Source organism: Streptomyces sp. NBC_00354, from assembly GCF_036106915.1.
In the GTDB taxonomy this organism is placed as follows: domain Bacteria; phylum Actinomycetota; class Actinomycetes; order Streptomycetales; family Streptomycetaceae; genus Streptomyces.
Window position 1 is genome coordinate 3,386,410 of the sequence record NZ_CP107983.1, and the last position, 15,412, is coordinate 3,401,821.

Annotated in this window: 11 protein-coding genes and 2 pseudogenes; 3 read left to right on the forward strand and 10 right to left on the reverse strand. The window is 71.2% G+C overall.

Annotation, left to right across the window (positions count from 1 at the left end; genetic code table 11):
* Nucleotides 1-25: 25 nt before the first annotated feature.
* The 10 genes and pseudogenes from OHT74_RS14990 to OHT74_RS15035 form a co-directional block, all read right to left on the reverse strand.
* Entirely contained in the window at nt 26-424 is a 399-nt protein-coding gene (locus tag OHT74_RS14990) for a cytidine deaminase (protein WP_266664496.1), read from the reverse strand.
* Nucleotides 421-1,686, reverse strand: a complete 1,266-nt coding sequence (locus OHT74_RS14995) for an ABC transporter permease (protein ID WP_266664498.1) — start codon at nt 1,684-1,686, stop codon at nt 421-423. Before OHT74_RS14995 ends, OHT74_RS14990 begins: the two co-directional genes overlap by 4 nt.
* On the reverse strand, nt 1,683-2,798 hold the full coding sequence (locus OHT74_RS15000; protein ID WP_266664500.1) for an ABC transporter permease: 1,116 nt from the start codon (nt 2,796-2,798) through the stop codon (nt 1,683-1,685). The genes OHT74_RS14995 and OHT74_RS15000 overlap by 4 nt, the downstream gene beginning before the upstream one ends.
* Nucleotides 2,795-4,450, reverse strand: a complete 1,656-nt coding sequence (locus tag OHT74_RS15005) for an ABC transporter ATP-binding protein (RefSeq protein WP_443047706.1) — start codon at nt 4,448-4,450, stop codon at nt 2,795-2,797. The genes OHT74_RS15000 and OHT74_RS15005 overlap by 4 nt, the downstream gene beginning before the upstream one ends.
* A gap of 226 nt (nt 4,451-4,676) precedes the next feature.
* Nucleotides 4,677-5,738: a BMP family lipoprotein gene (locus OHT74_RS15010; RefSeq protein WP_266664502.1), complete on the reverse strand. Its 1,062-nt coding sequence runs from the start codon at nt 5,736-5,738 to the stop codon at nt 4,677-4,679.
* Nucleotides 5,739-5,956: 218 nt separating this feature from the next.
* A complete protein-coding gene (locus OHT74_RS15015; RefSeq protein ID WP_266672774.1) occupies nt 5,957-7,201 on the reverse strand; it encodes an amidohydrolase in 1,245 nt (414 codons plus the stop codon).
* 137 nt (nt 7,202-7,338) lie between these two features.
* On the reverse strand, nt 7,339-8,610 hold the full coding sequence (locus OHT74_RS15020) for a hypothetical protein (protein WP_328620484.1): 1,272 nt from the start codon (nt 8,608-8,610) through the stop codon (nt 7,339-7,341).
* A 93-nt stretch (nt 8,611-8,703) separates the two neighbouring features.
* Nucleotides 8,704-9,615: an N-acetylneuraminate synthase family protein gene (locus OHT74_RS15025; RefSeq protein ID WP_266626214.1), complete on the reverse strand. Its 912-nt coding sequence runs from the start codon at nt 9,613-9,615 to the stop codon at nt 8,704-8,706.
* 47 nt (nt 9,616-9,662) lie between these two features.
* A pseudogene (locus OHT74_RS15030) lies at nt 9,663-10,382 on the reverse strand (acylneuraminate cytidylyltransferase family protein); the annotation flags it as partial.
* On the reverse strand, nt 10,379-11,752 hold the full coding sequence (locus OHT74_RS15035; RefSeq protein ID WP_328620485.1) for a DUF6716 putative glycosyltransferase: 1,374 nt from the start codon (nt 11,750-11,752) through the stop codon (nt 10,379-10,381). The gene OHT74_RS15035 and the pseudogene OHT74_RS15030, both read right to left, overlap by 4 nt.
* A 176-nt stretch (nt 11,753-11,928) precedes the next feature.
* On the opposite strand from OHT74_RS15035, the gene OHT74_RS15040 reads away from it, so the two are divergent.
* From OHT74_RS15040 to OHT74_RS15050, 3 genes and pseudogenes are all read left to right on the forward strand, one after another.
* Nucleotides 11,929-12,906, forward strand: coding sequence for a glycosyltransferase family 2 protein (locus OHT74_RS15040; protein WP_328620486.1), 978 nt, complete (start codon nt 11,929-11,931; stop codon nt 12,904-12,906).
* Entirely contained in the window at nt 12,906-14,273 is a 1,368-nt protein-coding gene (locus tag OHT74_RS15045) for a polysialyltransferase family glycosyltransferase (protein WP_328620487.1), read from the forward strand. Before OHT74_RS15040 ends, OHT74_RS15045 begins: the two co-directional genes overlap by 1 nt.
* A 71-nt stretch (nt 14,274-14,344) precedes the next feature.
* Nucleotides 14,345-15,407, forward strand: a pseudogene (locus tag OHT74_RS15050) (acyltransferase family protein).
* The last annotated feature ends 5 nt before the right edge of the window (nt 15,408-15,412 follow it).

Below are 15,412 nucleotides of genomic sequence, written 5' to 3' on the forward strand. Positions count from 1 at the left end.
GGGGGGCGAAGGGCCGTCGGTACGGCTATCTCAGGTGGTCCGGCCCGAAGGCCTGCGGCAGCATCTCGGCCAGCGGAAGGATCCCCTTCGGGGTCTCCACCAGCAGTTCCGGCCCGCCGAACTCGAAGAGCAGCTGGCGGCAGCGCCCGCACGGGACGAGGTTCTCGCCCTTGCCGTCCACGCACGTGAAGTGCGTCAGGCGGCCGCCGCCCGTGGCGTGGAGCGCGGAGACCATCCCGCACTCGGCGCACAGGCTGAGGCCGTAGCTGGCGTTCTCCACGTTGCAGCCGGCCACGGTGCGGCCGTCGTCGACGAGGGCGGCGGCACCGACCCGGAAGCCGGAGTACGGGGCGTACGCCCGGGACATGGCCTCCCGGGCGGCCTCCCGCAGGGCCTCCCAGTCGGGGGTGGGCGCCGTCGTCACTTGCCCTGGCCCTTGCGGTACGGCATGCCGTCCGCCTTCGGCATCCGCAGCCGCTGCGCGGAGAGCGCGAGCACCAGGAGCGTGGTGACGTACGGGGCCGCGTCCACGAACTGGCTCGGCACCGCGTCGGTCAGCGCGTACCAGAGGAACAGGCCGGCCGCGCACGCGGCCGCGATGGCGGCCTGGACGTGCTTCTTCTTGTACAGCTGCCAGGCGCAGGCCACCACGAGCAGGATCGCGATGAGCAGCAGCATCGCGTGGACGTTCTCGGCGCCGCCGCGCAGCTTCAGGCTGTAGGTGAAGCCGAACAGGCCCGAGCCGAGGGCCATGCCGCCCGGCATCCAGTTACCGAAGATCATCGCGGCGAGACCGATGTAGCCGCGGCCGCCGGTCTGGCCCTCCTGGTAGATGCCGGTGGAGACGATCGCGAGGAACGCGCCGCCGAGGCCGGCCATCGCACCGGAGACGACCACGGCGATGTACTTGTACTTGTAGACGTTGACGCCGAGGGACTCGGCGGCGATCGGGTTCTCACCGCAGGAGCGCAGCCGCAGGCCGAAGGCCGTGCGCCACAGCACCCACCAGGTGGCGGGGATCAGCAGGATCGCCACGACGGTCAGCAGCGACAGGTTGGTGACGAGACCGCCGAGGATGCCGGCGAGGTCCGAGATCAGGAACCAGTGCTTGCCCTGGAGCGTGGCCAACCCGTCCGACAGTCCTGGGATGGTGATCTCGGTGATCGGGTCGATGCGCGGGGACTGCTTGGAGGAGCCGCCCGGGGCCTTGTCGAAGGTGAAGTTCGACAGGTACTGGGTGAAGCCGATGGCCAGGATGTTGACCGCCACACCGGAGACGATGTGGTTGACGTTGAACGTGACCGTGATGATCGCGTGCAGCAGGCCGCCGATGGCGCCGCCGACGATGCCCATCGCAACGCCGGTCCACGGGCCCCACTGGTAGCCGGCCCAGGCGCCGAACCAGGTGCCGAGGATCATCATGCCTTCGAGGCCGATGTTGACGACGCCTGCGCGCTCGGCCCACAGGCCGCCGAGGCCGGCCATGGCGATCGGCACGGCGAGCTGGAGGGCACCGGAGACCTGGCCGATAGAGGTCAGGTCATTGGCGCCGGAGACGACCCGGACCAGCGAGATCAGGGCGAGACCGCCCGCGATGATCAGCAGGATCCAGGGCAGGGTGAGCTTGCGGCGGCCGCCGTTCTTCTTGGGCGCGGCGCTCGTCGCGGAAACGGTGCTGGTGCTCACGCCGCAACCTCCTTGTCGGTCTTGATGGCGTGGCCGGCGGCCAGCTCCTCGCCGACCTTCTGCTGCTGGCGGCGGATGCCGTAGCGGCGGACGAGCTCGTAGCTGACGACGACCGCGATCACGATCAGGCCCTGCATGATCGTGCCGATCTCCTTGGCGTAGCCGTTCTGGTCGAGACCGGCGGACGCCTTGTCGATGAAGGCGATCAGGAGGGCGGAGAAGAAGATGCCGAGCGGGTTGTTGCGGCCCAGCAGCGCGATGGTGATGCCGGTGAAGCCGACGCCCAGCGGGAAGGACAGGTTGTACGTGTGGGACTCGCCGAGCAGCAGCGGCATGCCGGTGAGGCCGGCGACCGCGCCCGAGATGAGCATCGACGTCATGATCATCTTCTTGGCGTCGACGCCGGAGGCCTGGGCGGCGGACTCGCTGGCGCCGGTGGCGCGCAGGTCGAAGCCGAACCGGGTCCGGTTGAGGACGAACCAGTAGACGATGCCGAGGGCGAAGGCCACGAAGGTGAATCCGTAGACCTCCAGGCCGTCACCCATGGTCAGGGACGGGAACCAGCCCGACTCGGCGATCTCGCCGGTGGTCAGGTCGTTGGAGCCGGCCGGCTGCACGCCCAGGTTCTTGGGCAGGATCAGCCAGGCGATCACGGCGGTCGCGATGGCGTTGAGCATGATCGTGGAGACGACCTCGCTCACACCGCGCTTGGCCTTGAGGATGCCCGCGATGCCGGCCCAGAAGGCACCGGTGAGCATGGCCACGGCCACGATCAGCAGGATGTGCAGCGGACCCGGCAGCGTGACCGCGGTACCGACGACGGCCGAGATCATCGCGGCGAGGCGGTACTGGCCGTCCACACCGATGTTGAAGAGGTTCATCCGGAAGCCGATGGCCACGGCCAGGGCTGCCAGGTAGTAGATGCCGGCCTGATTGATGATCAGGACCTGGACGTCCTCGTAACTGGCCTGCTCGATCATGATGCGCAGCGGCTCGATCGGGTCCACGCCCGAGGCGGCCAGCACGATCATGGTCAGCAGGAAGGCGCTGACCAGCGCGAGCACCGGGCCGGCGGCAGCGAGGAGCAGCCGGTCCTTGTCGAATTTCTTCATCGTGCCTCGTCCTCCGTCGTGTCACCGTCGGCATCGGCGGAGTGGTTGTCGGATTCGTCCAGGTGGCCGCGCGCGGCACCCGTCATGGCGGTGCCGAGCTCCTCCGGCGTGATGGTCGCCGGGTCGGCGTCCGCGACCAGGCGGCCGCGGTAGATGACGCGCAGGGTGTCGGACAGGCCGATGAGCTCGTCGAGGTCGGCGGAGATCAGGAGCACGGCCAGGCCCTCGCGGCGGGCCTCGCGGATCGCGTCCCAGATCTGCGCCTGCGCACCGACGTCCACACCGCGGGTGGGGTGGGCGGCGATGAGGAACTTCGGGTTGTGGCTCATCTCGCGGCCGACGATCAGCTTCTGCTGGTTGCCGCCGGAGAGGGAGGCCGCGGTCACGTCGATGCCGGGCGTGCGCACGTCGTACTCGCGCACGATCCGCTCGGTGTCCTTGCGGGCGGCCTTCGGGTCGAGGATGCCGCGCTTGGAGTTGGGCGCCTCGGTCACGTGGCCGAGGATGCGGTTCTCCCAGAGCGAGGACTCCAGCAGCAGGCCGTGGCGGTGGCGGTCCTCGGGGATGTACCCGATGCCGCCCTCTCGGCGCTTGCGCACCGGCGTCTTCGTGATGTCGCGGCCGTCAAGGGTGATCACGCCCGAGTCGGCGGAGTTCATGCCCATCAGGGCTTCGATGAGCTCCGTCTGGCCGTTGCCCTCGACACCCGCGATGCCGAGGATCTCGCCCTTGTGGATGGTGAAGTTGATGTCGTCGAGCAGGAGCCGGCCGGTTTCGACGTGCTCGTGGAGGGTGGAGTCCTCCGGGTCCGTCGGGGCCATGGTCTCGGGCTCGACGACAACGGCGTCGGACGCGGCGAGGGTCAGGCTCTGGACGGTCAGCATCGGGACGTCCGTGACCGTCGACTCGCGGGTCTCCGGCGAGGGCAGCTCGCTGCCGACCATGAGCTCGGCGAGCTGCTTGGTCGTCGCGGTCTTCGGGTCGGCGGTGCCGACGGTGGTGCCGCGGCGGATGACGGTGATGTCGTCGGCGACCTTGAGCACCTCGCCCAGCTTGTGCGAGATGAAGATGACGGTCAGGCCCTCGGCCTTGAGCTCGCGCAGGTTGTCGAAGAGTGCGTCGACTTCCTGCGGCACGAGCACGGCGGTCGGCTCGTCGAGGATGAGGGTGCGGGCGCCGCGGTAGAGGACCTTGAGGATCTCCACGCGCTGCCGGTCGGCGACGCCGAGGTCCTCGACCAGGGCGTCGGGTCGCACGCCGAGGCCGTACGCGTCCGAGATCTCCAGGATCTTCTTGCGGGCCTTGCCGCCGATGCCGTACAGCTTCTCGCCGCCGAGAACGACGTTCTCCAGGACGGTGAGGTTGTCGGCGAGCATGAAGTGCTGGTGCACCATGCCGATGCCGCGGGCGATGGCCTCGCCCGGGTTGTTGAAGGAGACCTGCTCCCCGTCGATGGCGATGGTGCCCTCGTCCGGCTTCTGCATACCGTAGAGGATCTTCATCAGGGTCGACTTGCCGGCACCGTTCTCACCGATCAGGGCGTGGACCGTGCCCTTGCGGACGGTGATGGCGATGTCCTTGTTGGCGACGACGCCGGGGAAACGCTTGGTGATGCCGTGCAGTTCTACGGCAGGGGGGCTGGACGCGTTGATGACGCACTCTCCTTGGCGCGGAAGGAGCTGGAAAGCCTGGAGGCAGGGGGGACAGGGCGGGGAGAGAAGGTATCGCGTCCACGATGCCTCTACGCGCGTAGCACTGTCGAAAGTGAAAACTTGCGGCCAACTGGCCACAAGGATCACGGAATGCGGTTCGGGGCCCGGGAGCGGTGGAGACCGCTTCCCGGGCCCCGGGACCATCTACTTCACGTCTGGGACGGCCTTACGGGGCGGTCTTGACGTTGATCTTCTTGGCGATGATGTCGGCCTTGGCCTTCTCGACGGCGGCGGTCACGTCGGCCATCTTCTTGTACTCCGGGTTGGAGTCGGCCAGGCCCACGCCGTTCTTGTCGAGGCCGTAGCGGACCTCGCCGTTCTCCGGCTTGCCGTCCTCAACGGACTTGATCACGTTGTAGACCGCACCGGACACGTCCTTGGTGACCGAAGTCAGGATGTGGTCCTTGTACTTGGCCAGACCGGCCTGGTTGTACTGGTCCGAGTCGACGCCGATGGCCCACTTGCCGGCGGTGGCGGTGGCCTCGATCGCACCGGAGCCGGCGAGACCGGCGGCGGAGTAGATCACGTCGGCGCCGTTGTCGAGCTGGCCCTTGGCGGCGGCCTTGCCCAGGTCGGGCTTGGCGAAACCGGAGAAGTCCGGCGGCTGGGTCAGGTAGGTCGACAGCACCTTGGCGTTCGGGTTGGTGTCCTTGACGCCCTGGGTGAAGCCCGCCTCGAACTTCTTGATCAGCGGAACCTCGACACCGCCGATGAAGCCGACCGTGCCGGTCTTGGAGGCCTTGGCGGCGGCGACGCCGGCCAGGTAGGAGCCCTGCTCCTCGTTGAAGACCAGGTTCGCGATGTTCTTGTCGGTCACCGAGGTGTCGTCGATGATCGCGAACGTGGTGTTCGGGAACTTCGAGGCGACCTTCTTGATGGCCGGGGCGTACGAGAAGCCAACACCGATGACCGGGTTGTTGCCCTTGCGGGCCAGCTCGGTGAGGCGCTGGACCTTGTCGGCCTCGCTCTCGCCTTCGGTGGGCTCCGCCTCGGCGCCCTTGATCTTCAGTTCCTTCTCAGCCTTGTCCAGACCCGCGAACGCAGCGTCGTTGAACGACTGGTCACCGCGGCCGCCGATGTCGTAGGCGATGGCGGCGGACTTGGCACCACCCGACTCCGAGGGGGAGGCGGAGGTGTCGGACGACTTCTTTCCACCACAGGCGGTGGCCGAGAGGGCCAGCGCCGCGGACGCGAGGCCCACAGTGGCGATCCTGGTGATCCGGCGCAAGGGGAGGCTCCTTCAAAACCTGACCGAAGCGCCACGACCGGCGCTGGTTTCGCGGCGATCGTAACGCGCGTAGATGTCAGTTAAAGAGCCGTTCATGAGTCGTTATCGGATCGTCGCGAATCGGACAGTGACCAATTGGTGACTGCCCGGACGTCCAGCCCTTGTGTACCAAGGGCTGGACAGCTGTGACGGCAGGCGCTCAGATGTTGTAGGAATTTTTACCCGATCGGCCTCGAACGCCGCCCGTCGAGCAGTGCGGCGGCCGTGAAGAACTCCACGCCGACCCCGATCGCGGACTCGTCCACGTCGAAGTCGCCCCGGTGCAGGTCCCTCTTGGCGCTCGCGCCGGGGGTGTGCACGCCGAGCCGGGCCATGGCTCCGGGCACGTGCTCGAGGTACCAGGAGAAGTCCTCGCCGCCGAGGCTCTGCTCGGTGTCCTCGACGGACTCCTTGCCGAGCCGGGCCTCCATCGACTCGCGCAGCAGCTCGGTGACCACCGGGTCGTTGACGACCGGCGGCACCCCGCGCACGTAGGTGATCTCCGACTTGGCGCGGTGCATCGCGGCGATCTCGTCGATCGCGGCGTGGATCTGGTCGGGCGCCCCGTGCCAGGCGTTGATGTCCAGGCAGCGGATGGTTCCGGACAGCTCGGCGTGCATCGGGATCACGTTGCAGGCGTGCCCGGCCTCGATCCGGCCCCAGGTGATGGACATGCCCGAGCGGGCGTCCATCCGGCGGGACAGCACGGCCGGCAGGTCGACGGCGACCCGGGCGGCGGCCGTGACCAGGTCGGTGGTCAGGTGCGGGCGGGCGGTGTGCCCGCCCGGGCCGGCCAGCGTGATCTCCAGCCGGTCGCAGGCCGAGGTGATGGGCCCGGTCCGCAGTCCGATCTTCCCGGCGTCGACCCGCGGGTCGCAGTGCACCGCGACGATCCGGCCCACACCGTCCAGGACACCGGATTCGATGGCGTCGGTGGCTCCGCCGGGCAGCACCTCCTCGGCGGGCTGGAACAGCAGCCGCACGGGGCGGGGCAGCAGGCCCTGCCGGTCGAGGTCGGCGAGGACCAGGCCCGCGCCGAGGACGACCGCGGTGTGCACGTCGTGGCCGCAGGCGTGGGCGCGGTCGGGGAAGGTCGAGCGGTACGCGACGTGGGTCTTGGTGTCCGGAATGGGCAGGGCGTCGATGTCTGCGCGCAGGGCCAGCATCGGCCGGCCCCCGTCCCAGGTGCCCACGTCACAGATCAGGCCGGTTCCGGACTTCAGCACGCGGGGGCGCAGGCCGGCTTTCTCCAGCCGGGCCTTGATCGCCGCCGTGGTGCGGAACTCCTGGTGTCCTAGCTCGGGGTGCATGTGCAAGTCCCGGCGGAAGGCGATCAGTTCGGCACGCAGGTGGTCCGGAAGCTTGCCGGGCAGCTCGGGCCGGTCGGGCGTGCCGGGCAGGGCGGTCTGGGACTCGCGGGACATCAACTGGTTCACCCGTTGAAGGGTAGGCCCACCTATGGGCCAACTGGCTGGAGATCACCAAAAGTTCATGCCGTTAGGGGAAAAAAACCAGACCTCTGGACGCATGACCGGATGCACCTGGGGGTACACTCGCGCGCTCATCCGGCCGCAGAGGCCGTCTGGGCAGGGAGTCTGTGCACATCACGGGCGGTCTCGGTGACCCCGGCGAGGAAGCTGCGGGCCCGCGGCGAGGCGGAGCCGGCGAGCCAGGCCGGGTCGACATCGCATACGGCGACGGTCACACCGGTACCGGTCAGCGCGTACGGCAGGGTGTGGACGACGGTGGACGGAAAGCTGACGATCGTCCGGCCGACGGGTCCGCGCCGGGCGATCAGCTCCAGCGGCAGGTCCGGGCGGACGATCTCGAGCCCGGTCGCCTCGCTGAGCGTGCGCAGCTTCTCCGCGGACTCCCGGCGGTGCGCGAAGTAGCGGGTGGCCCCGTGCTCCAGGGCCAGGGCGCGTACGGCGTCCAGGTAGCGGGCCGGGTCGACCACGCCGGTTTCCACGAGGGAGGTGCCGACGAGGTCGGTGCCCTTGGTCAGGCGCGGCGGGCCGAACCGGGAGCGGGTCCAGGCGAACTCGTTGACCCGCAGGGTCATCGCGCCGTGGACGGTGACGGGCATCGAGCTGAACACCTCTACGCGGCGCCCCTTGCCCGCGGCCGGGGTGAAGCGGCGCCGGGCGGTGGCCGAGACCGGTGCGTACGCGAGCTCGCGGACGCGGCCGGGCACGCCTCCGCCGCCGACCCGGTGCCAGCGTACGAGGCGCTCGCCGCGGCCGGTCTGGGCGACGAACTCCATGGTGGCGGTCCCGTCGTCGACCACCACGAGCTCCTCGGCCCGTACGAGGGTGAGCAGGAGCTGCACGTACCGGGAGAAGGGGTCGCCGACGACGACCCGGCGGGCCGCGCGCACGTCCCGGGCGAGCGCGGCGAGCGCCTTGAAGGGCGCGAGCCGGCCGCCGCGGGCCTCCTGCCAGGCGACCTCGTACCCCTCGTCCCGCGCGAGGCCCGCCATCCGGCGGAGCTGGCCGCGGGACATGGGGTCGGTGGGGGGCAGTACGACGATCCGCAGCCAGGACGCTGCGCTCGCCGAACCGGGCCCGACGCCGAGGCCGACCGCAGGCCGTCCGGTTTCCGAGGCCGGGCTCGGGGCGGTGAACCCGCCCGGCCGGCCAAGGGCGGGGCGGGGAGAGCCGCCCTCTTCAGGTTCAGGTCCGCGGGAGGCGATCGGGCCCGGCTGGCGGGGGACGCCGGCCAGCCGGACGGCACCGCCCGGTGTGGACACGGCTTCGGCGTACGCCCACTCCAGCACGTTCAGGAGCTGGACCGGACTCTCGACGAAAGCCAGGGTGGAGGCTGAGGGGGTCACCACGTACTCCTCGTCAGGGGCGGGGGCGGAGCGTCGTACCGGACGGACACCGGGCGGGGCGGCGGAAGGGCCGAGGGGCCGGGAGACCGCAGCTCAGACCGAGGCGAGTTCGCCCCGGACCCGGCGGAGCTTCTTCATGGGGCCGAGCTCGGAGTCGTAGACGCGCTTGATGCCGTCGCCGAGGGCGGTCTCGATGGTGCGGATGTCGCGGACCAGGCGGGCGAGGCCGCCCGGCTCCACGGAGGCGGCCTGGTCGGAGCCCCACATGGCGCGGTCGAGGGTGATGTGCCGCTCGACGAAGGTGGCGCCGAGGGCGACGGCCGCGAGGGTGGTCTGCAGGCCCGTCTCGTGGCCGGAGTAGCCGATCGGGACGTTGGGGTACTCCTCCTGCAGGGTGTTGATGACCCGCAGGTTGAGCTCCTCCGCCTTGGCCGGGTACGTCGAAGTGGCGTGGCAGAGCAGGATGTTGTCGCTGCCGAGCACCTCCACCGCGTGGCGGATCTGCTTCGGGGTGGACATGCCGGTGGAGAGGACGACGGTACGGCCGGTGGCGCGCAGGGCGCGCAGCAGCTCGTCGTCGGTGAGGGAGGCGGAGGCCACCTTGTGGGCGGGGACGTCGAACTTCTCCAGGAAGGCGACGGCCTCGGTGTCCCACGGGGAGGCGAACCAGTCGATGCCGCGCTTGGCGCAGTGCTCGTCGATGGAGCGGTACTCGGCCTCGCCGAACTCCACGCGGTGGCGGTAGTCGATGTACGTCATCCGGCCCCAGGGGGTGTCCCGCTCGATGTCCCACTGGTCGCGCGGGGTGCAGATCTCCGGGGTGCGCTTCTGGAACTTCACGGCGTCGCAGCCCGCTTCGGCGGCGGCGTCGATGAGGGCGAACGCGTTGCCGAGGTCGCCGTTGTGGTTGATGCCGATCTCGCCGACGACGTAGACGGGGCGGCCGGGGCCGGCGGTGCGCGAGCCGAAGGTGCGCAGGCGGGAGTTGGGGGTGGCGACGGTCATGGCAGCTCAGGTCCTTCGTTCGGTGCGTGGGGGTGCAGAGGGGGTGTGAACAGGGGGGCGAGGAGGCGGGCGCGGGCCAGGTCGTGCGGGTCGTCGATCTCCAGGACCCGTGCGGGGTCGGTGGCGACGGGGAGGGTGCGCCCGAAGAAGCGGTGCCGGGCGGTACGGAAGCCGGCGGCGTCCATGGCGTAGGCGGCGCCGGTCTCCAGCAGGTCCTGGGGCCGGTCCTGCCGGCGGGGGCGTACGGCCTTGTCGTGGTTGACGCCGCTGCCGGCGCCGTCGGCCGCCTCCCGCCAGAGGAAGCCGTGGAAGGGGGCGACGGTCAGGGCCGAGTCGGCCGCGCCGGATGCGACGGCGGCGGCGACCGACTCGACGTCGGAGGAGGTCAGGAAGGGGCTGGTGCACTGGACGAGGAGGACGACGTCCACGGCGAGGGAGTGCAGTTCCTCGAAGGCGTCGAGCGCGTGCAGCACGGCGGCTTCGCTGCTCGCGGTGTCCCCGGAGATCGTCGCGGGCCGGCGGATCGCGTCGGCCCCGGCGGTGCGGGCGGCGTCGGCGATGGGCCCGGCGTCGGTGGAGACCACGACGTCGGTGACGGTGGCGGCGCCCCGGCAGGCCTGGACGGCCCGGACGACGAGCGGGACTCCGGCCACCTCGGCGAGGTTCTTCCCCGGGACGCCCTTGGAGCCGCCCCGGGCCGGGATCACGGCCAGGACGCGGGGGCGGGCGGCGGCGGGGTTCGCGGCCGGGTTCGAGTGGGGGCTCACAGCTCCCCCATCCGGCGGATCATCGGGGCCACGCGCTGGACGCCGTGCCGGTACGCCCCGCGGGCAGCCTCACGCAGGCACGAGCGGAGCCGGCGGCGCAGCCGGGACTCGCCGCCGCTCTCCCGGACGGCGCCGGGCAGCGGGGTCCCGTCGGGGGCGAGATGGTGCCGGGCCAGGATCCCGGGCAGGTAACCGGGTGCGGTGACCTGCGTGTAGTAGGGGGCGACGGCGGGGAGGACCGGGAGGTCCAGCAGTTCGCCGAGCCGGGCGCGGGCGGCGGCGAAGGGGTCCTCGGCGCCGGACGCACCCGTCACACCCTGGTCGGCCAGCCAGTCCGCGTCGCCCTGCGGCAGCAGGCCTGCGTCGAGCTGGTCCCAGGACGCCAGGCAGCCCGAGCCGAGGAAGTGGTGGTTGCCGAGCACCTCGCGGATGCCGAGGTCGGTGAGGACGGCCGTCGGGATCCCGCGGTGCAGGGACTCCAGGGCGGCCGTGGAGGAGACGGTGACCAGCAGGTCCGTGCCGTCCAGGACCTCGCCCATGTTCCCGTACACCAGCCGGCAGTTGGCGGGCAGTCCGCCAGGGATCCGCTCGGCGAGCCGCTGGTAGGGCTGCTCCTCCAGGTGCGTGGTGTGCTCCCCGGGCCGGCTGCGCAGCTTGATCAGCACCTCGCGCTCCGGATGCAGACGGGCGTGCCGGGCGGCCCGCTCCAGCAGGTACGCGCGGTCGGCGCGGCTTTCGGGGACGGAGGGCTGCACGGCGAAGACGACCGTGTGCGCGCGGCCGCCGGCCTTCTCGTACGCCGCTCCGTCAAGGAACGGCAGTGCCGTCTCCGTGACGGCGCCGGCGTCCGCGCCGACGCCCTCGTAGACCGCGCGGAAGCGTCCCGCGTCGTACCGGGAGTTGGCGAGGACGAGGTCGGCCCCGTGCCGCAGCAGCAGCCCGTCGGCGAGCTTCTCGTATACGACGCCCACGTACCCGGTGACGAGGACGGGGCGGGCGGCGGGCTCGGGCCACAGGGCGCGGACCCCGTGCAGGACGGCCTGGACGGCCCCGCCGACGAGGGCGAGGACGATGACGTCGTACTTCTCGCGCTCGATCTCCGCGAGGAACTGTGCGCAGGTCACCTCGGAGAGCCGGTCCGCCTGGACGCCCACTTCGCCGAGCTGGCGCGCGGTCGGGGTGGCCCGGCCTCGGAGCAGGAATCCGGTGAGGTGCGGTTCGCCCCCGGCTACCGCCGGGGGTGCCCCCGCCGCGAGGCGGCGGGCGGTGAGTGCGCCCCATTTCCATCGCGTATCGGAATCGGCGAGTACGGCGACGCGGAGGGCAGTCCGGGGATGACTACGAGATGCTGCGCGATTACTGGCTGGCACCCGGCAGAAGCTATTCCGCAATTTCGGTGATCGGCCCAACGAACGTACAACAGCGGGTTAACAACCCGTCTACGTCATGCGAAACCGCACGGGTTAACGCGCCCGCCGTGCGTCGTTCACATGGAATCCGCACACGGGCCATGGTGAATGCCGGACGACGCTTTAATGTCTCGCGGGTGCTCAAGCTCTCTGTTGTCGTGCCGTTCTACAACGTGCAGACATACGCACCGGATGCCCTGAAAAGCCTCGAACTCAACGCCCGGGACGATTTCGAGTTCCTGCTCGTCGACGACTGTTCGACGGACGGGACGCCCGAACTCCTGGAGCGGGCGGCGCGCGAGCTGCCGGGGGCGGTGCTCCTCAGACACGAACGGAACGGCGGCCTGGCCACCGCCCGGAACACCGGCCTGGACGCGGCCCGCGGCCAGTACGTGACGTTCCTGGACGGCGACGACTGGCTGGCGCCCGGCCACCTGGCCCGCACACTGGCCGCCATAGAGGCCCTGAGCTGCGATTTCGTCCGCAACGACCATGTCCAGGTGACCGGCCGCACCCGCTCGGTGCAGCGCGTCCCGTACGGCCCCCAGCTGGTCGTCGGCGATCCGCGGAGCGGGATCCTGCCCGCCTCCCGGGCCACCTCGGTCGACTACCCGTACGCCTGGGCGGGCATGTACCACCGGCGGCTGCTGGACCGCGGGCTGCTGCACTTCACCGACGGGCTGCGGACGGCGGAGGACCGGCCGTGGATCTGGCGGCTGCACCGGGGGGCCGAGTCGTTCGCGGCGGTCGGGCTGCCGGGGATCTTCTACCGGCGCGGGGTCGCGACCTCGCTCACGCAGATCAAGGACGAGCGCCAGCTCGATTTCATCAAGGCATTCGACCAGGTTCTGGCCGATACGACGGAAGACCGAGAAAGTGATCTTCTGCTTCCGAAAGCCGTCCGAACATATTGTGCAATTATCGCGCACCATATCGGCACCATCGAAAGGTATGAACCGGCCGTGGCCAAGAAACTCCGTTCGATGAGCACGGCCGCGCTCGGACGCATGCCCCAGGACGTACTGGACCAGGCCCTGAACACGATGGACGCCGACCGCGCCGGAGTGCTGCGCCGCCTGCGCCGCCGACCCGCACGAGCGGGAGCCACGCTCTGATGGCCGCTCAGGACACCGTCCCCTGCACGCAGATCTTCCTCGCCTCCACGCTCTACGGGACGGCCACGCTCGCCGCCGGCATCGACGCGGGCAGCTTCCCGCCGGCCGGCCGCCGCATCCTGCTCACCAGCAACCACGCCCTCACCGCCGAGGTCTCCCCCGGCCTCGCCGACATGCCGGGCTTCGACGCGCTGCGCACCCGCTTCGACGAGGTGCTCGACTGGAACGCCGCCATCGCCCCGCAGCACCCCAGCGCCTGGGCCCCGCGCCCCGAGGACGTCCCCCTGTGGGAACGCCAGCTCCGGACGGCCTGGGGACTGGGCGAGGACCGCGTCGAGATCATCGTGGAGTCGATCCAGGTCCCGCCCGCCCGGACCCTGTGCACGCTGTTCCCCGGCGCCGCCGTCGACGTCTACGCCGACGGGCTGATGAGCTACGGACCCACCCGCTTCCGCCTCGACCCGCAGCTCGGCATGCGCGTGCGCCGCGTCCTGCACCTGGACCTGGTGCCAGGTCTGGAGCCGCTGCTGCTCACCGAGTTCGACGTACCGCCGGAGCTGGTCCCGACGGCGGAGTTCCTCAAGGTGCTCGGCGAACTCCCCTCGCACGGGCCAGAGTTGGACGGGATCGGCGAGGCACCGGCGCTGCTGCTGGGCCAGTACCTCTCCGCCCTCGAACTCCTCTCCCCGCAGGAGGAGGAGGACCTCCACGTGGAGATGGTCCGGGGTGCGTACGCCCTCGGCCACCGGGAGCTCGTCTTCAAGCCCCACCCCAGCGCCCCCGCCGAGTACTCCCGCCGCGCCGAGGCCGAGGCCGAGCGGCTCGGCGCCCGCCTCACCGTCATGGCCACCCCGGTCCTGGCCGAGACCCTCTACCAGCGGCTGCGCCCCGCCCTGGTCGTCGGCTGCTTCTCCACCGGGCTGCTGACCGCCGCCACCCTGTACGGGCTGCCCGTCGCGCGCACCGGGACCGAGGCCATACTGGCCCGCCTCGCCCCGTACCAGAACAGCAACCGGATCCCGCTCACGGCGGTCGACGCGCTGCTCCCCGCCCTCGCGGACGCCGAGGCCGTCGCCGGCTGGAGCGCACCCGGCCCCGACGAGGTCCGGGACGGGCTGGCCGGGCTGCTCACCGCGGTCGGGTTCACCATGCAGCCGCAGATCCTGGCGCCGCGCCGCACGGACGCCGAACGCTATCTCGCCGCCCATCTGGACGACCGCACCCGGCGCTACTTCAAACGCCGCCGGCTGACCACCCTCGGGCTGCCCGGCGGCATCCCGGCCCAGCTGTCCTTCCTGCCGCACAGCCCGGCCGTGCGCCGCGTGGTCCGCCGGCTGAAGCGGCTGCGCGCGGCCCGCCCGCGGTGACGGCGACCGCCACCACGGAGACCACCGTTCCGGCTCCTCGTACCGAGGGCGCGGCCGGGCGGTTACGGGCCCTGGACGGGTTGCGGCTGCTCGCCGCGCTGATGGTCGCCGGGTACCACTACGGCGGCCGCGGCGGGGAGATCAGCGCCGCCTGGGGCGCATCGCCGCGGCAGCTGTTCCCCACCGCCGCGCCCTGGCTGGCGTACGGCTGCCTCGGGGTGCAGATCTTCTTCGTGATCAGCGGCTTCGTGATCTGCCTGAGCGCCGAGGGACGTTCGGTGCGCGCCTTCGCCGCCTCCCGTGCGGCCCGGCTCTACCCCGCGTACTGGGTGGCGCTGGTCCTGGTCACGGTGGCGGCCCGGGGCGCGGCGCCGTCGGACTTCCTGGTCAACCTGACGATGCTCCAGCAGCCGCTGGGGGCCGAGCGGATCCTCGGGGTGTGCTGGACGCTCTGGGCGGAGCTGCGGTTCTACGTGCTCTTCGCGCTCTGTGTCGTCCTGCCGGGCGGGGGCCGCCGCCGGGCCCTGCTGTTCTGCGCCGGCTGGACGGTGGCGGCGGCCCTCGCGGACGCGGCCGACCCCGCCGGAATGGGCTTCCTGGCCCAGGCCCTGATGCCGGAGTACGCGCCGTTCTTCATCGGCGGCATCGGCCTGTACCTGGTGCACCGGGACCCGCGGGACCGGCTCGCCTGGGCGGTGGCCGTGGCCGGCTGGCTGCTCGGACAGCACTACGCGGTGGCGGGGCTGTGGCACGCGCCGGACCCGCGCTTCTTCTCGTACCGCAGCGCGGTGGTGATCATCGCGGTGGTCACGGCCGGCTTCGCGGCGGTGGCCCTGGTGGCGCTCGGCCGGGCAGGCGGGCGGGCCGCCGGCGGGTGGGCCGCCGGCGGGTGGGCCGGGTGGCGGGTGGGCCGGGTGGCGGTGGCTGCCGCCGGCCGGGGCCCTGACGTACCCCTTCTACCTGGTCCACGAGCACCTCGGCTGGGTGCTCATCGCAGCCCTGCACCGGCGGGCGGGCCTGCCGCCCGGGATGGTGTTCGCGCTGACGGTGGCGGCCATGCCGGCGCTGGCCTGGGCCGTCCACCGCGGGGTGGAACGCCCGCTGGGCCCGCGGCTGCGCCGAGCCCTCAGCTGAGCAGT

What these genes read in the sequence shown, in the direction of transcription:
- OHT74_RS15000 (WP_266664500.1), bottom strand. Translation starts at nt 2,798, where the DNA reads ATGAAGAAATTCGACAAGGACCGGCTGCTCCTCGCTGCCGCCGGCCCG.
- OHT74_RS15015 (WP_266672774.1), bottom strand. Translation starts at nt 7,201, where the DNA reads ATGTCCCGCGAGTCCCAGACCGCCCTGCCCGGCACGCCCGACCGGCCC.
- OHT74_RS15025 (WP_266626214.1), bottom strand. Translation starts at nt 9,615, where the DNA reads ATGACCGTCGCCACCCCCAACTCCCGCCTGCGCACCTTCGGCTCGCGC.
- OHT74_RS15045 (WP_328620487.1), top strand. Translation starts at nt 12,906, where the DNA reads ATGGCCGCTCAGGACACCGTCCCCTGCACGCAGATCTTCCTCGCCTCC.